Source organism: Chromobacterium sp. INPA-IVC (assembly GCF_059047085.1).
The window spans coordinates 519,805-540,475 of sequence record NZ_JBTNLS010000002.1 but is presented as its reverse complement, the minus strand read 5'-3'; the positions used below and the strand labels follow the sequence as shown (position 1 = coordinate 540,475).

Below are 20,671 nucleotides of genomic sequence, written 5' to 3'. Positions count from 1 at the left end.
GATGACCGCATCTTCCCCCGCAATCGACAAGACGACGCTCAGGCGCCAGCTTCGCCGCGCCCGCATCGCGCTGCCGCCGGCTTGCCGCGCCGAAGCCGCGCGCGCGATCGCCCGCCACGCTTCTCGTCTATTGGGGCGAGGCAAGCGCGTCGGCGGCTATCTCGCCGCCGGCTCCGAGCTTGACCTGGCCGAAGTGATGAACGCGGCGCTATGGCGCGGCGCGGAGGTCTATCTGCCGCAGATTCCGCGGCGGGGCCGCCGGCTGTGGTTCACCCGGCTGGGCGCCGCCGACCGCTGGTATCTGCATCCCCGTTACCGCATCCTGGAGTACGCCGGCGCGCGGCTGCGCGCCGAACGGCTGGACGTGGTGTTCGTGCCCTTGCTGGGCGTGGACCGGGACGGCTACCGGATGGGACAGGGCGGCGGCTTCTACGACAGCACGCTGGCCTTCCGCCGCCGGCACGCCTTGAGCGGCAAGCCGCTGCTGGTGGGCGTGGCTTTCGACTGCCAGCTGGTGGACGCGGTGCCGCGAGAGGCATGGGACGTGAGGCTGGACTGTCTGCTGACCGAGTCCGGCTTGCGCCGCTTGCCGCTGCGGGAGGCGGGCGCATGATCCTGTTGCTGTTGGTGCCTCTGCTCGCCGCCTGCCTGCTGGGCCGGCTGGCCTGGTGGTGGTGGCTGCCTTACGCGCTGATGACCGCGCCCACGCTGCTGGCCTATTGGCTGGACAAGCGCGCGGCGCTGCGCGGCCAATGGCGCATTCCTGAAGCCAGGCTGCAATGGCTGCATCTGGCCGGCGGCTGGCCCGCCGCCTGGCTGGCGCAGCGCGCTTTCCGCCACAAGACCCGCAAGCAGCCCTTCCTGGCGCTGTACTGGCTCGGCGCGTTGGCCAATGCGGCTTTGCCGCTGGGCTGGCTGTGGATCAAAAGCCGCTGAGCAGGCTTGGGGCGGCTAACAAAAATCAGTTTCACGCCCGAGGCCGGGCGCGTCGACGCAGGCAGCGCTTGAGTGCGGCAAGTCGGCGCAACGCAGCGTCAGGAGTTTGTCAGCCACTCTTAGAACCTGTTCAAAGTCTCGCGAGCAAGAGCGAGACAAGGCGAAAACAAGCGAAAAAGCGGAATGTACAAGTGGTATATGAGCATTTTGAGCTTGTTTTCAACGCCGTATCGCCGAAGCGCAGCAGACTTTGAACAGGTTCTTAGCGCCAACCGTAGCGCGGGCCGTAGCCGTAGTAATACACCGGCGCGACCGGCACCACCACGGCGGGGCGCACCACCATCGGCGCCACCGCGACGCGCGGCGGCTCCACTACGCAGCCGGCCAGGCTGCTGATGGCCACGGCGGCCAGAATCCATTGTTTCATTTTCGCGCTCCTGCGATGACGGACAGCATGCCTGTCCCGTTACCGCCAGCATACGAAGCAATCTTTCCAGTAAGATTGAGCAAGTCTTTCCCTATCCACTCAGCGATTAACAGATATTGCCCATGCGCTACTGGCTGATGAAGTCCGAACCGGACGAAACCTCGATAGACCACCTGGCCGCCGAACCCGCGCGGCTGTTCGAATGGACCGGTGTGCGCAATTACCAGGCGCGCAATTTCATGCGCGACGACATGAGGCCCGGCGATCTGCTGCTGTTCTGGCATTCATCCTGCCCGGAGCCCGGCATAGCCGGCATCGCCGAAGTGGCGGCCGCCGCGCATGCGGATTCCAGCCAGTTCGATCCCGCCAGCCCTTACCACGATCCCAAGTCCGACCCCGCCAATCCGCGCTGGCAGTGCGTGGACGTGCGTTTTGTCGAGAAGACCCGGCTGGTGCAGCCGGCCGAATTGCGCCAGCATCCGCTGCTGGAGGGCATGACGGTGCTCAAGCGCGGCAATCGCCTGTCGATCACGCCGGTGACGGCCGAGGAGTGGGCGTATCTGATGGACTTGCTGGGCGTGGGCCTGCCGCGTTGATGCTTGGCGCGCGGATATTCCTGTGTAATATTTTGGCGTTTCCATTCCGGGATGCGCCATGTCTTCCATCGAACCGCGCAATCCGCGCATAGACTGCCTGCGCGGCATCGCCATCGGTTGCGTGCTGCTGCTGCATTTCATGCTGGCCTACGGCATCAAGGACAGCCTTCTGGGCAGCCTGCTGTCGGCGCCCTTGCTGGGCGCGCTGGCGCGCAATGGCAATTACGGCGTGACGATGTTCTTCGTCGTCTCCGGCTTCCTGATCGTGTCGCAGTCTTTGCGGCGCTGGGGCAACCTGCCGGCCATCGATATCCGCGCTTTCTACGTGCAGCGCTTCGCCCGCATCATGCCCCTGCTGCTGCCGACGCTGGCGCTCATCGTCGCGCTGGGCAGCTTGGGCCTGCCCCATTTCAGTAATACCGACGGCGGCCACCATTTGCCGGCTTCGTACTTTTGGGTGGCGGCCGGCTCGGTGCTGACTTTCTGGCACAACCTGCTGATGCAGTCGGTGGGCTATTTCAACTATTGCCTGAACGTCTATTGGTCGCTGTCGGTGGAGGAGGTGTTCTACCTGGCGCTGCCGCTGCTGTGCCTCGCGCTGAGGCGGACCTGGCTGCTGGCGGCGGTCTGCCTGCTGCTGATCGTCGCCGGGCCGGTTTACCGGGCGGAGCATCTCGACAATGAAATCGACTACTTGTACGGCAATCTGGCCTGCTTCGACGCCATCGCCATCGGTTGTCTGGCCGCCTTGGCCGCCCATCGAGTCCGGCTGGCCGATGGCCAGGCCCGGCTGCTGCGCTGGGCGGGTTTGCTGGCGCTGGGCGGGGTGTATCTGCGGGGCATCGCCGGCAACCAGGTGTTCGGCTTCAGCTGGGTGGCGCTGGCCAGCGCGATGTTCCTGCTGGGCGCGGCGCGCGCGCCGGCGCTGTACGGCTGGCGCGAGCGGGCGACGCGTCCTCTGCGCTGGCTGGGACGGCACAGTTATGAGTTGTACTTGCTGCATATCGTGGTGCTGGCCGGCTTGCGCAATCTGCTGCCTAAGGGAAGCGTCGGTTATTGGGAGCGCCTGCCGCTGTTGTGCGCGTTTGTGGCGGCGTCGGCGTTGTTGGCGCATCTGGCAGCCCGCTATTGGTCGGAACCATGCAACCGGGCGATCCGCCGGCGTTGGCTCGGCCGCCGCGGCGAGGATGGCGCGCGCTTAAGCGCGAAGCGAGGGGATTCTTTGGCATGATGGAAGCCGATATCGGTAAAAGGGGCGGGCATGTTGTCGATTGAGCTTTGGGCCGCGTTGCTGGCTTGCGGAGCGGTGGCCGGTTTTCTGGCCGGCTTGCTGGGGGTGGGCGGCGGCCTGATCATCGTGCCGGTGGTGCTGGCGGTGTTGTCGGCCACGCGTCTGGGCGGCGAGCACGCGCAGCACCTGGCGGTGGGCACCTCGCTGGCGGTGATGGTGTTCACCAGCCTGTCCAGCGTGCGCGCGCATCACAAGAAGGGCGCGGTGGACTGGCGCATCGTGCGCGGCATGGCGCCGGCGATGGTGGCGGGCACGCTGCTGGGCAGTCTGATCGCCGGCTGGATTTCCGGCCTGGCTCTGCGCTGGTTCTTCGTCGTCTACGCCTACGCGGTGGCGTTGCAGATGCTGATCGGACGCCAGCCCAAGGGCGGCCGGGGGATGCCGGGCTGGGCCGGGCAGGGGGCCGCCGGCAGCGTTATCGGCATGATTTCCAGCTGGGTGGGCATCGGTGGCGGCTCGATGAGCGTGCCCTTCATGAGCTGGTGCAATGTGCCAGTGCACACCGCCATCGCCACCAGCGCCGCGCTGGGCTGGCCGATCGCCGTGTCCGGCGCGGTCGGCTATCTGTACAGCGGCTGGGGCGCGGCGGGATTGCCGCCTGGGGCCATGGGTTTCGTCTACTTGCCGGCGATGCTGGCGCTGATGCTGATGACGGTGCTGCTGGCCCCGGTCGGCGCCAAGGCCGCGCACCGGCTGCCGGTGCCGAAATTGAAAAAAGCCTTCGCGGTGCTGATGGCGGCGATGGCCAGCGAGATGCTGTACAGCCTGCTGCGCGGCTGAGGTCTTCTGCAACCTTGTCGGCTTGCCTGTGGTCGAACCGGTTTGACCGACAGTGAAAGGACGACGCGTGTTGAGAAGCGCGATTGTGTGCGTGGCGGGGATGCTGGCGGCGGCGCCGGCGGCTTTCGCCTACAGCGACGAGGCCAGGCTGCCCTTCGCCGGCCAGTCGGGCGAGCTGCCGCTGGAGGTGGCGCTGCGTTTCGCCAAGAACCGCCTGGGCGAGGATGGCCGTTTCGAGTACGCCACGCTGAAGGCGATCCAGACCAGCCAGCCGGAGGCGTTCGACCGGGCCGGCATCACGCTGATCCGCGAAGGGCTGATGGACGACAGCGTCAAAGGCGTGCGCCAACGCTTCGAGCTCAGCCGCGAGGAGAATGTCTGGACGCTGCGCGCGGTGAAGGAAGACTTCTCCTGCTGGCGCGGGCGCAAGGGCTGGGGGCTCAAGCCCTGCCCTTGAGGCGGCGCGCGCCAAGCATTTGTTTTTTGGGTCTTATCGCCGACGCGAAGACGCCGTTATAATGGGGCAATCATTTTGCGGACGGGCTGACCGGATGCATGCGCGCGGATCGCGCCCCGGGCAGCCCGCCTTTTGTATTTCAGAGTCCAGACAAAGATCGCCATGCAAGAACAATACAGCCCGCGGGCGGTGGAAGCCGCCGCCCAACAGAAATGGCAGAAGACTGCCGCCTTCAAGGCCGTGGAAGACGCGTCGCGTCCCAAGTACTACGCGCTGTCGATGTTCCCGTATCCGTCCGGCAAGCTGCACATGGGCCATGTGCGCAACTACACCATCACCGACGTGCTGGCCCGTTTCAAGCGCCTGCAGGGCTTCAATGTGCTGCAACCGATGGGCTGGGACGCCTTCGGCCTGCCGGCCGAGAACGCGGCGATGAAGAACGGCGGCGCGCCGGCGGCATGGACCTACGCCAACATCGAATACATGAAGACCCAGCTGGATAGCCTGGGCTTCGCGCTGGACTGGGAGCGCGAGCTGGCTACCTGCAAGCCGGACTACTATCGCTGGGAGCAGTGGCTGTTCACCCGCCTGTTCGAGAAGGGCGTGATCTACAAGAAGAACGGCGTGGTCAACTGGGACCCGGTGGACCAGACCGTGCTGGCCAACGAGCAGGTGGTGGACGGCCGCGGCTGGCGTTCGGGCGCGCTGGTGGAAAAGCGCGAAATCCCGATGTACTACTTCCGCATCACCGACTACGCCGAGCAGCTGCTGGCGGATCTGGACAAGCTTGACGGCTGGCCGGAGCAGGTCAAGACCATGCAGCGCAACTGGATCGGCAAGAGCTACGGCTCCGACGTGGTGTTCCCGTACGACGAGGCCAGCATCGGCCACGCTGGCGAATTGAAGGTCTACACTACCCGTCCGGACACGCTGATGGGCGCCACTTACGTCGCCGTCGCCGCCGAACACCCGCTGGCCACCCAGGCTGCGGCCGGCAACGCCGCGTTGCAGGCCTTCATCGCCGAGTGCAAGGCGGGCTCCGTCGCCGAGGCCGACATGGCCAAGATGGAAAAGAAGGGCATGGACACCGGCCTGTCCGTGATCCATCCGCTGACCGGCGAACGCTTGCCGGTATGGGTGGCCAACTACGTGCTGTGGGGCTACGGCGAAGGCGCGGTGATGGCCGTGCCGGCGCACGACGAGCGCGACTTCGAGTTCGCCAACAAGTACGCGCTGCCGATCAAGCAAGTGATCGCGCGAGTGTCCGGCGACGGCGAATACGACGCCGCCAACTGGCAGGAGTGGTACGGCGCCAAGGATGAAACCGTGAAGACGGTGAATTCCGGCAAGTACGACGGCCTGGGTTACCAGGCGGCGTTCGACGCCATCATCGGCGACCTGCAGGCCAAGAGCCACGGCCAGAAGAAGACCCAGTACCGCCTGCGCGACTGGGGCATCTCCCGCCAGCGCTACTGGGGCTGCCCGATCCCGATCATCCACTGCGCCAGCTGCGGCGACGTGCCGGTGCCGGAAAAAGACCTGCCGGTGACGCTGCCGGAAAACGTGCACCCGGACGGCGCTGGCAGCCCGCTGGCCAAGATGCCGGAATTCTACGAAACCGCCTGCCCGAAGTGCGGCGGCGCGGCCAAGCGCGAAACCGACACCATGGACACCTTCGTGGAGTCCAGCTGGTACTACGCCCGCTACGCCTCGCCCAAGTGCGACACCGCGATGGTGGACAAGAAGGCCGCCGACTACTGGCTGCAGGTCGACCAATACGTGGGCGGCATCGAACACGCCATCCTGCACCTGCTGTACGCGCGCTTCTTCCACAAGCTGATGCGCGACGAGGGCCTGGTGTCGTCGGACGAGCCGTTCAAGAGCCTGCTGACCCAGGGCATGGTGATCTGCGAAACCTTCTACCGCGACCTGCCCAATGGCTCCAAGGACTGGATCGCGCCGCAGGACGTGATCCTGGAACGCGACGCCAAGGGCAAGATCGTGTCCGCCACCCACCGCGCCGATGGCCAGCCGGTGGTGGTGGGCGGCATCGAGAAGATGTCCAAGTCCAAGAACAACGGCGTGGACCCGCAGGAGTTCATCGAGAAATACGGCGCCGACACCGCGCGCCTGTTCATGATGTTCGCCGCGCCGCCGGAGCAGAGCCTGGAATGGTCCGACGCTGGCGTGGAGGGCGCGTTCCGCTTCCTGAAGCGCCTGTGGAAGAGCGCGCGCGAGCACGTCGAAGCCGGCGTGGTCGCGCCGTACGCTTCCGGCGAGCTGAACGCCAGCCAGAAGGAACTGCGCTTCAAGCTGCACGGCACCATCCAGAAAGTGGCCGACGATTACGGACGCCGCCAGCAGTTCAACACCGCCATCGCCGCGGTGATGGAGTTGCTGAACGCCTACGACAAGGCCGACACCGCGGGCGAGACCGGCCGCGCTGTGGCGCAGGAAGTGCTGGAAGCCGCCACCCTGCTGCTGTCGCCCATCGTGCCGCACGTCTGCGACGGCATCTGGAACGAGCTGAAGCCGGGCACCGAGCTGCTGGCCCAGTCCTGGCCCAAGGTTGACGAGAGCGCGCTGGTGAAGAGCGAGATCGAGCTGATGGTGCAGGTGGCGGGCAAGCTGCGCGGCAGCGTGACCGTGGCCGCCGACGCCGCCAAGGACGCGATCGAGGCCGCCGCGCTGGCGCACGAGAACGTGATCAAGTTCATGGAAGGCAAGCCGGCCAAGAAGATCATCGTGGTGCCGGGCCGCCTGGTGAACATCGTCGTCTAGCGGCGGGATCGGCTCGTGGCGCCGTTTGGCGCCACGGGCTGTCAGCCATGCTAGGACCGATATCGGATACGCGGCGCGGGGCGGTTTGTCCTGCGCCGTTTTTGCCTGGCGGATCATCCGCCATGGGGGATGCAATGAAACACTCTCTGAGATTCGCGCTGTTGGCCGGTTTCGCGCTGTTGCTGACCGCCTGCGGCTTCCATTTGCGCGGCCTGGGCGGCCCGCTCAAGCCGCTGCCGTTCTCCACCATGTATCTGGAGGCCAGCGGCAAGGGCATTGAATCGGATCTGCGCACCGTGTTCGCGCGCGATCCGAAGCTGACGGTGATGTCCGCGCCCAAGGGCGCGCAGGCGGTGGTGAGCGTGGTCAGCGAGAACCAGTCCAAGGACATCCTGACCATCAACACCGGTGGCCGCATCAACGAATACCAGCTGACTTACACCGCGGTGGTACGTACGGTGATCGGCGGCGTGCCGGTCGATCCGGACATGGTGGTGACCGTGCGCCGCAGCCTGAATTACTCGGACAACCAGGTGCTGGGCAAACAACAGGAAGAAGACCTGCTGTGGGCCGACGCGCGCCGCGACGCCGCCGAGCAGGTGGTGCGCCGGCTGGCCTACCTGAAGGTGCCGGCCGCGCCGCTGGCCGGTCCCGCAAGCGTGAAGCCCGATGCCGTCCCTCAGCCCTGACGCGCTGAACGCGGGGCTGGCCAAGGGGCTGGCGCCGCTGTATCTGGTGCATGGCGAGGAAGCGCTGTTGGCGCTGGAGGCGGCCGACGCCGTCCGCGGCGCAGCGCGCGCCGCCGGCTACCTGGAGCGTGAGGTGCTGACGGTGGAAAGCGGCTTCGATTGGTCGCAATTGACCGACTCGATGTCCAGCGTGTCGCTGTTCGCCTCGCTGAAACTGCTGGAAATCCGCATTCCCGGCGGCAAGCCGGGCACCGAGGGCGCGGAGGCGCTGCAGCGCCTCGCCGCCGATCCGCCGCAGGACACGGTGACCCTGATCACGCTGCCCAAGCTGGACAAGGCGCAGCAGCAGAGCAAGTGGTTCACCGCGCTGGACAGGATCGCCCAGGTAGTGGAGGCGCGCCCGGTGGGCCGCGCCGAACTGCCGGGCTGGATTGCCCGCCGGCTGAAGGCCCAGGGCCAGCAGTTGGGCGCGGAGGCGCTGGCGTTCTTCGTCGACCGGGTGGAGGGCAATCTGCTGGCCGCGCGGCAGGAAGTGGACAAGCTGGCGCTGCTCTATCCCAAGGGCGAGCTGAGCCTGGACGACCTGCAGGCGGCGGTGGCCAATGTCGCCCGCTTCGACGTGTTCCAGTTGTCCGAGGCCTGGCTGTCCGGCGACACGCCCAGGCTGACGCGGATGCTGGATGGCCTGATGGCCGAGGGCGAAGCGCCAGTGCTGGTGCTGTGGTCGCTGGCAGAGGACGTGCGCATGCTGCTTAAGCTGCGCCAAGGGCTGAAGGACGGCCGGCAGGCGCGCGACATGGCGCGCGAGCTCAGGCTATGGGGCGAGAAGCAGAAGCTGGCGGAGCCGGCGCTGCGCCGCATCGGCCCGCGCAAGCTGATGGCCGCGCTGTCCGAGTGCGCGCGCATCGACCGCCAGATCAAGGGCGTCGAGCCGGGCGAGCCTTGGCAGACCATGCGGGCGCTGGCGACCAGGCTGGCCGCCTAGGGGGATTTCCCGATCACGAACGGACCGCATGCGGTCCGTTTTTCGTGGCGAGCGCGCCTGCATGGGGTGAGGGAGAAGTGATGTCTCCGCCGCGAGTGCAATTGGTCTGGAGGAAACATGCAGGAAGAAGGCGTGACGGGCGTGTTGGAAGGGCGCAGCTGGCAATGCCTGGAGCTGGCGGAGCTGCCGGAAGACTTGCTGCCCCAGGTGGCCAAGCTGTATGCCAGCCAAGGCTGGGGGGCTGAGGAGACATTTGATCTTGCCAGGATGGCGCGCGCTTTTCGACTGGGATTGGGCGTGTATGCCTTTGCGCAGGGCCGGGTATGGGGATTGGCGCGGGGATTCAGCGATGGCTGGCAAGCGGGATGGCTGGCGGAACTGATCGTGCATCGCGATGCGGCCGGCCGGGGAATAGGTTCCGCGCTGGGCCAGGCCTTTATTCAGCGTTGCGGGGCGGAAACCATTTATTGCGAGGCGTTGAGCGGGCGGGAGGCCTTTTTCGAAGGCTTGGGATTTCGCGTTCGGCCGCGTTTGACGGCGATGGCGCGGCGCGAGGGCGCTGCTGTGGATAAAAGGCCAGTTTGATCATGGCTGTGGATAAGGTTCGTGCATTCGGACTTGTGTATCGATAGTTCGCGAAGACAGCCGTTTTCGACAGGCCTTGCGGCATCAGCCGAAGGCGGAGCATTTCTGGATGGCAAACCAGTCGGATGCCTTTGAAGGTTCTTGCTAGTCTTAATGCATTGGCTTGTCTAAGAACGGGGATGGCATGAGCGGCATGCGCGATTGGAGCGGGGGGCGATTCCATTACGCCTGGATCGCCGTCGCCGTCACCTTTTTGGTGATGTTGACCACTGCGGCCATCCGCGCCGCGCCCAGCGTGATGATGGTGCCGCTGGAGCACGAGTTCGGCTGGAGCCGCTCCGCCATCTCGCTGGCTTTATCGATCAATCTGGCGTTGTTCGGCCTGATGGGGCCGTTCGCGGCGGCGGCGATGCTGCGCTTCGGCCTCAGGCGCACGGTGTTGTGCGCGCTGGCGCTGCTGGCCGGCAGCGTGGCGCTGTCCACCCTGATGCGCAGCAACTGGCAGCTGCAGCTGTTGTGGGGCGTGATGGTCGGCTGCGCCACCGGCGCCACCGCGATGACGTTGGGCGCGTCGGTGGTCAACCGCTGGTTCGTCCAGCACCGCGGGCTGGCGATGGGCTTGTTGACTGCCAGTTCGGCCACCGGCCAGCTGGTGTTCCTGCCGCTGATGGCCTGGCTGACCGGGCAGCATGGCTGGCGCGGCACGGTGTGGCTGATCGCCGGCTGCATCGTCTGCGTGTTCCCGCTGGTGTGGCTGCTGCTGCCGGAGCGCCCGGGAAGCATAGGTTTGCGGCCGCTGGGCGAGCCGGAGAACGCGCCGCCGCCCGCAGCCGTGCATCACAATCCCATCGTTATCGCCTTCGGCGCGCTGAAAACCGCCAGCCGATCCGGCGATTTCTGGTTGCTGTTCGGCAGTTTCTTCGTTTGCGGCGCCAGCACCAACGGCTATATCGGCACCCACTTCATCGCCATGTGCGGCGATTACGGACTGACCCCGGTGCGCGGGGCCAGCCTGCTGGCGGCAATGGGCATGTTCGACCTGTTGGGCACCACGCTGTCCGGCTGGCTGTCCGACCGCTTCGCGCCGCAGGCGCTGTTGTTCGTCTATTACGGGCTGCGCGGGCTGGCGTTGTTGTATCTGCCGCATGCCTTCGGCCTGGAATACTTCTACGGCCTGCCGCTGTTCACTCTGTTCTACGGCCTGGATTGGGTGGCGACCGTGCCGCCGACGGTGAAGCTGACCACCGGCGTGTTCGGCAGCGAACAGGCGCCGGTGGTGTTCGGCTGGATCGTCGCCGGCCACCAGCTGGGCGCGGCGTTTGCCGCGCTGGGCGCGGGCATGCTGCGCAACAGCCTGGGCAGCTACACCGTGGCGACGATGATTTCCGGCGCCTTGTGCCTGCTTGCCGCGGCGCTGGTGCTGCGCATCCGGATCGGGGGCCATCGGCCTGCACCGGTCTGAGCCGCGCATCCGGTTGACTATACGCCGCGTCGCGCAAGAAGGCTAAGAACGGAATATCGGCAAAGATCGGGATGTTTTGTATTGGGACGCGATGGTGGATACCCGTATCGCAGTGGTTTGGAAAATATGCGTTGAAATTGCCGATAGCCACTGGCGCATGTTTGTCTAAGCACATGCACGCCATAATAAATAGATCATTATTTCAGTTTCAGCCGTTCGGTCGTCTCTTTCACGGACGGCTCGGCCTCCAAATAGATGCGGCAATGTGCTGATATCCAATGAAAATGCGGTAGTTGCATTCGTGGTCCAGCATATCGTTCATCGGATGCCGGATTTTTCTATTCACATCATTCCTCATCATGGAAGTGTGAATTTTTTCGTTAGTTAAAATTAACACTGTTGTTATCCAGCTTTTTTGATTGCGGTTCTCGGTAAATTTTTTAGTTGGAAAGAATTTTGGCTTTAGCAAGTCAATGACGGATTTTGTCTATGGAAGCAATGCTAGGCTGCATTTCCACTCGGTGGCAGCCGAGCGGTCAGTCGCAGCAGCCATATTCACAGGCGCTTTTCATACCGCGGCCTGTGCGCAGCGCCTTCCCGCGCCCTTTAGGGCGCGGGAGAAGCGCTACTGGGCGGAGCAGATCCGCTTCGCCGGCGACAAGGTGGTGGCGGACAACTGGTTCGGCAATGCCGCCAACCAGCTGGAAATCATCCGCTCCGGCGATGGCAAGGCGCTGGCGGTTTCACAGGTGCAGGCGCTGGTGACCGCGATGGCTGCGTTCAACCCTGCGGGCCAGATGACGCTGCCGGCAGATTGCCAGGCGGCTGTGCAGCCGGTGATGGCATCCAGCCGGAAGTAAATAAACAGGTCTGATGCTTGATCGAAAGCCACGCATGTCGATGCGTGGCCTTTTTATTTTCTGGATGGTTGGCGAATGGCTGATGAAGTATTTAGAGCTTTAACTTAGTAAGTAATTATACGTATTAACAGTGGCGAGGCTTGTCGTGATCTGGCAATAAGGCAGGATGGAGAACGGGGGGGCGTTCTTGTCTATTTTATTGAGAGCGGCTGGGCAAAGGTGGGAATTTTCTAGTAATTGAACTTTGTTTGATTTCGCTGGGGGAGTGGAGATTTCTTAATTGGTAAAAATTAACATTTTTGTTTAAAGGAAAAGCCGGTATTTTCCTTTGCAAATTTCCATCCTTTTTGCCAGTTTAATAAAAAATGTCTGATCCTATTAGCGGTCAAGCCGTGTCGGGGGCGTCGGCACCGGATCACGGCCTGCTCGGCCTGGTGCTGCTGGCCCAGTTCCACGGCATCGCCGCCGACCCCGAGCAACTCGCCCACCAATTCGGCCGCTCCGCCGAATCCTTCTCCGAAACCGATCTCCTCCTCGCCGCCAAGCATCTGGAACTGAAGGCCAAGATCGTCCAGCAGCCGCTGGACCGCATCGGCCTGATGGCCTTGCCGGCGCTGGCGCTGGCGGCCAATGGCGAGCATTTCATCGTCGCCCGCTGCGACGGCGACAAGGTATTGATCCACGATCTGAAGCAGGGCCGTCCCGCGGTGTTGAGCCCGGACGAGCTGGCGGCGCGCTACGACGGCCGGCTGCTGGTGGTCGCCTCGCGCGCGTCGGCGGCGGGGGCCTTGGTCAAGTTCGATTTCACCTGGTTCGTGCCGGCCATCGTCAAGTACCGCAAGCTGCTGCTGGAAGTGCTGGGCGTGTCCTTCGTGCTGCAGTTGTTCGCGCTGGTGACGCCGCTGTTTTTCCAGGTGGTGATGGACAAAGTGCTGGTCAACCGCGCCTTCAATACGCTGGACGTGATCGCTGTCGGCCTGCTGGCGCTGTCGGTGTTCAACGTGATCCTGTCCGCCTTGCGCGGCCACGTGTTCGCCCACACCACCAGCCGCATCGACGTGGAGCTGGGCGCGCGCTTGTTCCGCCATCTGCTGGCGCTGCCGCTGGCCTATTACGAGGCGCGCCGCGTCGGCGATACCGTGGCGCGGGTGCGCGAGCTGGACAGCATCCGCAACTTCCTCACCGGCCAGGCGCTGACCACGGTGCTGGACCTGCTGTTCTCCTTCGTGTTCCTGGCGGTGATGTTCTATTACAGCGGCTGGCTGACGCTGATCGTGGTGATCTCGCTGCCGTGCTACGCCGCCTGGTCGGCCATGCTGACGCCGGTGCTGCGCCAGCGGCTGGACGAGAAGTTCGCCCGCGGCGCCGATAACCAGTCTTTCCTGGTGGAGTCGGTGGGCGGCATCGGCACCATCAAGTCGATGGCGGTGGAGCCGCACATGACCCGGCGCTGGGACAACCAGCTGGCCGCCTACGTGGCCGCCGGCTTCCGCGTGACGCGGCTGGCCAATATCGGCCAGAACGGCGTGCAGCTGATCCAGAAGCTGGTGACGGTGGCCACCTTGTGGCTGGGGGCCAAGCTGGTGATCGGCGGCGATCTGTCGGTCGGCCAGTTGATCGCCTTCAATATGCTGGCCGGCCAGGTGGCGGCGCCGGTGGTGCGCCTGGCCCAGTTGTGGCAGGACTTCCAGCAGGTGGGCATCTCGGTGGAGCGGCTGGGGGACATCCTCAACACCCGCACCGAGCTGCCGGCCAGCCGCGCGGCGCTGCCGCCCATCCAGGGCAAGATCGAGTTCGACCAGGTGGTGTTCCGCTATCGCCCGGATGGTCCGGAAATCCTGCGCAAGCTGAGCCTGGACATCCGCGCCGGCGAGGTGGTGGGCATCGTCGGCCGCTCCGGTTCCGGCAAGAGCACGCTGACCAAGCTGGTGCAGCGGCTGTACGTGCCGGAGTCCGGCCGCGTGCTGGTGGACGGCAATGATCTGGCCCTGGCCGATCCGGCCTGGCTGCGCCGCCAGATCGGCGTGGTGCTGCAGGAGAACCTGCTGTTCAACCGCAGCGTGCGCGACAACATCGCGCTGTCCGATCCCGGCATGTCGCTGGAGGCGGTGATCCGCGCCGCCAAGCTGGCCGGCGCCCACGATTTCATCATGGAGCTGGCCGAGGGCTACGACACCATGGTCGGCGAGCACGGTGCCAGCCTGTCCGGCGGCCAGCGCCAGCGCATCGCCATCGCCCGCGCGCTGGTCTGCAATCCGCGCATCCTGATCCTGGACGAGGCCACCAGCGCGCTGGACTACGAGTCCGAGCGCGCGGTGATGCAGAACATGCGCGCCATCTGCCAGGGCCGCACCGTGCTGATCATCGCCCACCGCCTGTCCACCGTGCGCGGCGCCCACCGCATCATCGCGATGGACAAGGGGGTGATCGTCGAAGCCGGCAGCCACGCGGAGCTGGCGCAGAAACCGGGCGGCTATTACGCCCACCTCCACAGCCTGCAGCAAGGATAAGCCGCGATGAAGCATCAGATTGAGGCGTTGCGGGGCTTCCTGCAACGCTACCGCCAGGCCTTCGCCGACCATTGGTCCATCCGCCACCAGCTCGACCCCAAGCCGCGCAGCGAGGACGAGCTGGCCTTCCTGCCCGCCCACCTGGAGCTGACCGACAGTCCGGCCTCGCCCTTGCCGCGCTGGAGCATGCGCGTGATCGTCGCGTTGTTCGTCTGCGCGCTGCTATGGGCGCTGATCGGCCAGCTGGACATCGTCGCCGCCGCAGGCGGCAAGACCGTCAGCGGCGGCCGCACCAAGATCATCCAGCCGTTGGAGCCCAGTGTGGTCAAGGCCATCCACGTGCGCGACGGCCAGCTGGTCAAGGCTGGCCAGCTGTTGATCGAGCTGGACGCCACCGCCGCCGGCGCCGACAACCGCAAGGCCGGCGACGCGCTGGAAACCGCCCGCCTGGCCGGCGCCCGCTACCAGGCGCTGCTGGCCGCGCTGGACAACGGCCGGCTGCCGCAGCTGGAGAAGCTGGACGGCGTCGACTCGGCCAAGCAGCTGAACGAGGAGACGCTGGCCGTCGGCCAGTGGCGCGCCTACCAGGCCAAGCGCGATTCGCTGCAGGCCACGCTGCGCCAGCGCGAAGCCGAGCTGTCCACCACCCGCCAGCAGGTGATCAAGCTGCAGGGCACGGTGCGGCTGGCCGAAGCGCGCGAGCATGACTACCAGGAGCTGCTGGACAAGAACTTCATCTCCAAGCACGCCTACTTGGACAAGCAGCAGGCGCGCATCGAGCAGCAGGGCGACCTGGCCAGCCAGAAGAGCCGCATCCAGGAGCTGGCCGCCGCCATCGCCAGCCAGCGCGAAGAGCTGGAAGCGCTGACCGCCAACTTCCGCAGCGACGCGCTGGACAAGCTGCGCGAAGCGCGCGAGCAGGCCACCCAGTCCGGCGAGGAAGTGAAGAAGACCGGCCGCCGTCAGGCGCTGACCCAGCTCACCGCGCCGGTATCCGGCAGCGTGCAGCAGCTGGCCATCCACACCGTCGGCGGCGTGGTGACCGAAGCGCAGCCCTTGCTGGCCGTGGTGCCCGCCAACGAGACGCTGGAAGTGGAAGCTCAGATCGAGAACAAGGACATCGGCTTCGTCCGGCCCGGGCAGGCGGTGACGGTGAAAGTGGAAAGTTTTCCCTATACCCGCTACGGCTATCTGGACGGCGTGGTGGAAACCGTCAGCCACGACGCGCAGCAGGACGAAAAGCGCGGCCTGCTGTTCCCCGCCCGGATCCGGCTGAAGCAAAGCCATCTGGTGATAGACGGCGCGCGCGTCAACCTGAGCGCCGGCATGGCGGTCAGCGCCGAGATCAAGACCGGCAAGCGCCGGGTGATCGACTACTTCCTCAGCCCGTTGCAGGAACACGTCGGCGAAGGCCTGCGGGAGCGTTGAGATGAAGATCCTGCTGATCCACCAGAACTTCCCCGGCCAGCTGCGCCACATCGCCGAGGATCTGAAAACCCGGCCCGGCATCGACCTGCTGGCGGTAGGGCGAGACACCGCGCCCGGGCTGCAGGGCGTGCGGCTGCTGCGCTACAAGCCGCACCGCCAGCCCAGCCGCCAGGCCCACCCCTATTTGTACAGCTACGAGGACGCGGTGCTGCACGGCCAGGCGGTGCTGCGCAGCTTGCAGCCCTTGGCCAATCGCGGCTACCGGCCCGACGTGATCCTCGCCCATCCCGGCTGGGGCGAGACGTTGTTCCTGAAAGACCTGTTTCCGAACGCGCGGCTGATCCACTACTGCGAATTCTTCTACCACGGCCGCGGCGCCGACGCCGACTTCGACCCGGAATTCCCGCTCAGCCTGGACGGCGCCGCGCGGCTGCGCGCCCGCAACGCGCTGCACCTGCTCAACCTGGAAAACGCCGACGCCGGCATCTGTCCCACCCACTGGCAGCACAGCCTGCATCCGGCCGCTTACCGCGACAAGCTGCATGTCGCGCACGAAGGCATCCGCACCGAGCTGCTGGGGCCTGATCCGGCCGCCGAACTGGCGTTGCCGAACGGCCGGGTGCTGCGGGCCGGCCAGAAGATCGTCACCTACGTCGCGCGCAATCTGGAGCCTTACCGCGGCTTCCACGTCTTCATGCGCGCGCTGCCCGAGCTGCTGCGCGCCGAGCCCGATTGCCAGGTGGTGATCGTCGGCGGCGACGGCGTCAGCTACGGCAGCGCGCCGACGGACGCGGCCCACTGGCGGGAAAAGCTGCTGCGCGAAAACCCGGTCGATCCGAACCGGGTGCACTTCCTCGGCAAGGTGCCGTACGAGGTCTACCGCAAGGCGCTGCAGGTGTCGGCGGTCCACGTCTACCTGACCTATCCCTTCGTGCTGTCGTGGAGCCTGCTGGAGGCGATGGCCAGCGGCTGCCGCATCGTGGCGTCGGACACCGCGCCGTTGCGCGAAGTGATCCGCGACGGCGTGAACGGAAACCTGGTGGGTTTCTTCGACCGGGAGGCCTTGATCGAGAGGGTGAGAGAGGCGTTGCGCGAGGATGCGCCGGAGATGCGGCGGCAGGCGCGGCGGACGGCGCAGCGGTATAGCGTCGAACAGGGTTTGGACGCTTACAGGAATTTGCTGGGCATCGATGCTTCCGGCGCGGCGGATGGAGTGGCCGCGCCGGAAAGCGACGCCTGGCTTAGGCAGTAGTTCGATAACAGAAAGGTAAAAAATGGCAACTTCGCAAGAGAGCCCCAGCAAGGTATTGAATGGTACCGACAAGGGAGAGGTGATCAATGGCGGCGACGGCGACGACACGCTGAACGGCAATGGCGGCAACGATACGCTGAATGGCTATGAAGGCAACGATCTGCTGCAAGGCGGAGACGGCGACGATGTATTGAACGGCTATGCCGGCAACGATACCTTGCAGGGCGGGGCCGGGGATGATCTGTTGAACGCAGGCAGCGGCAACAATGTGCTGGCTGGCGGAGCAGGCAACGATACCTTGATCGGCGGCGTGGACGGCGATCTCTACCTGTTCAATCTGGGGGATGGCTACGACACGCTGACCGACAATGCCCAGGACAAGCGCGACGCCGCGGATACCGATCCGGCCTACCGCGACGAATTGCGTTTCGGCCCCGGCATCCGTCCGGAAGACATCCAGTTGGAGCATGTCGGCGACGATCTGGTGCTGTCGCACCGAAACGGCGACGACGCAGTGACGATCAAGGGTTGGTTCGCCGACAAGAGTTTCTGGATCGAGAAGATCAGCTTCGCCGATGGCGCCAGCTGGAGCATCGTCGACCTGGCGCAACGCGTGATCGCGCAAACCGGCACTGACCGCAAGGAAGCGCTGACCGGCTGGATCGGCAAGGATCATCTGATCGGCTTGGGCGGCAACGACACCCTGAACGGCCGAGCCGGCGACGACTGGCTGGAAGGCGGTGCCGGCAACGACAAGCTGTTGGGCGGCGACGGCGACGACACGCTGCAAGGCGGCGATGGCGATGATCTGCTGGATGGCGGCAGCGGCCGCAATGTGCTGGAAGGCGGCAAGGGCAACGACACCCTGATCGGCGGCGCGGACGCCGACATCTACATCTTCAATCTGGGCGACGGCGCGGATGTGATCCGCGAAACGGCCAGCGTGGATGTCTCGGTGCAGAACGAAATCCGTTTCGGCGCGAGCATCGTGGTGAAGGACATGGTTGCGGTGCGGGTGGGCATGGACTTGGTGCTCAAGCACGCCAACGGCAGCGACAGCGTGACGGTGGAGGGCTATTTCGCCGCAGTCGGCAGCCGCGTCGAGCGCATCGTGTTCGCCGACGGCACGGTCTGGACCCAGGCCGATCTGCGCATCACGCTGACCGGCACCGACGGCGACGACACTCTGACCGGCTGGGAAGGCAGCGACGTGCTGATCGGCGGCGCGGGCAACGACGTGCTGATCGGCAACGGCGGATCGGACACGCTGATCGGCGGCATCGGCAACGACACCCTGGTGGGCGGCGCCGGCAGCGATGTGTACGTGTTCGAGGCCGGCCACGGCCATGACGTGATCGCCGCGCACAATGTCGACGTGGCGGTGACGCTGCATGACGAGATCCGCTTCGGCGTCGGCATCTCGGTGTCCGACATCCGCGTGCAGCAAGTGGGCGACGACATCGTGCTGGTCCACGTCAACGGCAGCGACTCCATCACCATCCAGGGCGGCTTCAGCATCGAGCATGGCTGGCAGGGCCAGATCGTGTTCGCCGACGGCAGCGTGTGGTTGGGCGCGGAGCTGATCCAGCGCGTGGTGGGCATGCAGAACGGCACCGATGGCGACGACCTGCTGCAGGGCGAGGACGGCGCGGACATTCTCGACGGCGGCGCCGGCAACGACACGCTGATCGGCGGCAATGGCGACGATACCTTCCGCGGCGGTTCCGGCAACGACGTGCTAGTGGGCAACAAGGGCCGCGACGTGTTCGAGTTCGGCCTGGGCGGCGGCCGCGACCAGATCAACTACGGCGTGGCTGCGGCCAAGATGGCGCAGTACAGCAAGGGCGACCAGATCCGCTTCCTGGCCGGCATCAAGGCGGCCGATGTGAAGGTGCTGAAGTCCGGCAATGATCTGGTGCTGATGCTGGCCAACGGCCAGGATGGCATCACCATCAAGAACGGCGCGGTGGACAAGATGGGCTGGGCCGGCGAGGTAGTGTTCGCCGACGGCGTCCGCTGGAGCGTGGCCGATCTGCAGAAGCTGATCGTGGTCGGCGGCAACGACACCATCAAGGGCAGCGCCGGCGACGACGTGCTGGTCAGCGTCGGCGGCACCGTGGTGCTGGAAGGCGGCAAGGGCAACGACACGCTGAAAGGCGGCGCCGCGCACGACATCTACGTGTTCAACCTGGGCGACGGCAACGACGTCATCATCAACAACTCGGTCAACGTTTCCGTCAGCCACCAGAGCGAAATCCGCCTGGGCGTGGGCATCTCGGTTTCGGACATCGTCGTGGTGCGCGCCGGCAACGACGTGATCCTCAAGCACGTCAACGGCAGCGATTCCATCCTGATCCAGAACTGGTTCAGCGCGACTTCCGCCCAGGTGGGCAGCGTGATCTTCGCCGACGGCGCGAGCTGGACTTCGGTGCAGATCAGCCAGTGGGCGAATGGCCTGCATGTCGGCGGCGACGGCAACGACATCCTGATCGGCGGCAATGTCAGCGACACGCTGCAAGGCGGCGCCGGCAACGATGTGCTGATCAGCGTCGGCGGCACCGCCGTGCTGGAAGGCGGCAAGGGCAACGATACGCTGAAAGGCGGCGCGGGCCGCGACATCTACGTGTTCAACCTGGGCGACGGCAGCGACGTCATCATCAACAACTCGGTCAACGTTTCCGTCAGCCACCAGAGCGAAATCCGTCTGGGCGTAGGCATTTCGGTTTCGGACATCGTCGTGGTGCGCGCCGGCAACGACGTGATCCTCAAGCACGTCAACGGGACCGATTCCATCCTGATCCAGAACTGGTTCGGCGCGGTTTCCGCCCAAGTGGGCAGCGTGATTTTCGCTGACGGCAGCAGCTGGACTTCGGCGCAGATCACTCAGTGGGCCAGCGGTATCCTCACTGGCGGCGCGGGCGATGACTTGTTGCAGGGCGGCGCCGGCAATGATGTGCTGGACGGCGGCGCAGGCAACGACACGCTGATCGGCCTGGGCGGCGACGACACGCTCAAGGGTGGGGCTGGCAACGATGTGCTGGACGGCGGCGCGGGGCGCGATGTCTACATTTTCAACGTTGGCGACGGCCAGGACGTGATCCGTTTCGACGGCAGCAGCGCGGCGGTGGCTTGGAGCGTGGGCGATGAAATCCGCTTCGGCGTCGGCATCGCCGTCAGCGACATCGTCGTGGTGCGCAGCGGCCTGGATGTGATCCTCAAGCATCGCAACGGCCAGGACAGCATCACCATCCAGAACGCGCTGACCGTCAACGCGAGCTGGGGCGGCCGCATCGCCTTCGCCGGCGGCGCCAACTGGAGCCTGGTTGAACTGCTCAGCCTATCCGGCGCGACGCTGACCGGCACCGAGGGCAAGGACACGCTGACCGGTGGCAAGGGCAACGACGTGATCTTCGGCCTGGGCGGCGACGATGTATTGGTCGGCGCGGACGGCAACGACAGCCTGTTCGGCGGGGCCGGCAATGATACGCTGAACGGCGGCAACGGCGCCGACCTGCTGGAAGGCGGCGACGGCGACGACACGCTGATTGGCGGCGATGGCGGATCTTACCGGCTGGAAGGCGACACGCTGCGCGGCGGCGCCGGCAACGATGTGCTGACCGCGGCGTGGAACG

17 protein-coding genes are annotated in these 20,671 nt (G+C 65.5%); 16 read left to right on the top strand and 1 reads right to left on the bottom strand.

Features of this window, described 5'->3' with window-relative positions; translation table 11 throughout:
• Window position 1: 1 nt before the first annotated feature.
• On the top strand, window positions 2-613 hold the full coding sequence (locus tag ACX17K_RS05335; protein WP_493773981.1) for a 5-formyltetrahydrofolate cyclo-ligase: 612 nt from the start codon (window positions 2-4) through the stop codon (window positions 611-613).
• Window positions 610-936, top strand: coding sequence for a DUF1294 domain-containing protein (locus ACX17K_RS05330; protein WP_493773980.1), 327 nt, complete (start codon window positions 610-612; stop codon window positions 934-936). The genes ACX17K_RS05335 and ACX17K_RS05330 overlap by 4 nt, the downstream gene beginning before the upstream one ends.
• A gap of 262 nt (window positions 937-1,198) precedes the next feature.
• On the opposite strand, the gene ACX17K_RS05325 is transcribed toward ACX17K_RS05330, so the two are convergent.
• A complete protein-coding gene (locus ACX17K_RS05325) occupies window positions 1,199-1,363 on the bottom strand; it encodes a hypothetical protein (protein WP_493773979.1) in 165 nt (54 codons plus the stop codon).
• Between the two features lie 122 nt (window positions 1,364-1,485).
• Between ACX17K_RS05325 and ACX17K_RS05320 the strand changes: the two genes are divergently transcribed.
• The 14 genes from ACX17K_RS05320 to ACX17K_RS05255 form a co-directional block, all read left to right on the top strand.
• Window positions 1,486-1,959, top strand: a complete 474-nt coding sequence (locus ACX17K_RS05320; RefSeq protein WP_493773978.1) for an EVE domain-containing protein — start codon at window positions 1,486-1,488, stop codon at window positions 1,957-1,959.
• A gap of 58 nt (window positions 1,960-2,017) precedes the next feature.
• Window positions 2,018-3,190: an acyltransferase family protein gene (locus ACX17K_RS05315; protein WP_493773977.1), complete on the top strand. Its 1,173-nt coding sequence runs from the start codon at window positions 2,018-2,020 to the stop codon at window positions 3,188-3,190.
• A gap of 30 nt (window positions 3,191-3,220) precedes the next feature.
• Window positions 3,221-4,030, top strand: coding sequence for a sulfite exporter TauE/SafE family protein (locus ACX17K_RS05310; RefSeq protein WP_493773976.1), 810 nt, complete (start codon window positions 3,221-3,223; stop codon window positions 4,028-4,030).
• 70 nt (window positions 4,031-4,100) lie between these two features.
• Entirely contained in the window at window positions 4,101-4,487 is a 387-nt protein-coding gene (locus ACX17K_RS05305; RefSeq protein WP_493773975.1) for a hypothetical protein, read from the top strand.
• A gap of 162 nt (window positions 4,488-4,649) precedes the next feature.
• Complete coding sequence (gene leuS / locus ACX17K_RS05300; protein ID WP_493773974.1) at window positions 4,650-7,268, top strand: leucine--tRNA ligase; 2,619 nt, start codon at window positions 4,650-4,652, stop codon at window positions 7,266-7,268.
• A 134-nt stretch (window positions 7,269-7,402) separates the two neighbouring features.
• Complete coding sequence (locus ACX17K_RS05295) at window positions 7,403-7,957, top strand: LPS-assembly lipoprotein LptE (RefSeq protein WP_046158404.1); 555 nt, start codon at window positions 7,403-7,405, stop codon at window positions 7,955-7,957.
• A complete protein-coding gene (gene holA / locus ACX17K_RS05290) occupies window positions 7,938-8,942 on the top strand; it encodes a DNA polymerase III subunit delta (RefSeq protein WP_347370665.1) in 1,005 nt (334 codons plus the stop codon). Before ACX17K_RS05295 ends, holA begins: the two co-directional genes overlap by 20 nt.
• 117 nt (window positions 8,943-9,059) lie before the next feature.
• Window positions 9,060-9,527 (top strand): GNAT family N-acetyltransferase, encoded by a 468-nt coding sequence (locus ACX17K_RS05285; protein WP_493773973.1) that lies wholly within the window; start codon window positions 9,060-9,062, stop codon window positions 9,525-9,527.
• Window positions 9,528-9,711: 184 nt separating this feature from the next.
• Window positions 9,712-10,989: an MFS transporter gene (locus ACX17K_RS05280; RefSeq protein WP_493773972.1), complete on the top strand. Its 1,278-nt coding sequence runs from the start codon at window positions 9,712-9,714 to the stop codon at window positions 10,987-10,989.
• Between the two features lie 419 nt (window positions 10,990-11,408).
• The gene (locus ACX17K_RS05275; RefSeq protein ID WP_493773971.1) at window positions 11,409-11,849 is read left to right on the top strand and encodes a hypothetical protein; all 441 of its coding nucleotides are present in this window, start codon (window positions 11,409-11,411) and stop codon (window positions 11,847-11,849) included.
• 365 nt (window positions 11,850-12,214) lie between these two features.
• A complete protein-coding gene (locus ACX17K_RS05270) occupies window positions 12,215-14,359 on the top strand; it encodes a type I secretion system permease/ATPase (protein ID WP_493773970.1) in 2,145 nt (714 codons plus the stop codon).
• A 6-nt stretch (window positions 14,360-14,365) separates the two neighbouring features.
• Window positions 14,366-15,787: an HlyD family type I secretion periplasmic adaptor subunit gene (locus ACX17K_RS05265; protein ID WP_493773969.1), complete on the top strand. Its 1,422-nt coding sequence runs from the start codon at window positions 14,366-14,368 to the stop codon at window positions 15,785-15,787.
• A gap of 1 nt (window position 15,788) precedes the next feature.
• Window positions 15,789-17,039, top strand: a complete 1,251-nt coding sequence (locus tag ACX17K_RS05260; RefSeq protein ID WP_493773968.1) for a glycosyltransferase family 4 protein — start codon at window positions 15,789-15,791, stop codon at window positions 17,037-17,039.
• Window positions 17,040-17,061: 22 nt separating this feature from the next.
• The coding region (locus tag ACX17K_RS05255) for a calcium-binding protein (protein WP_493773967.1) at window positions 17,062-20,671 on the top strand (3,610 nt) is incomplete at its 3' end.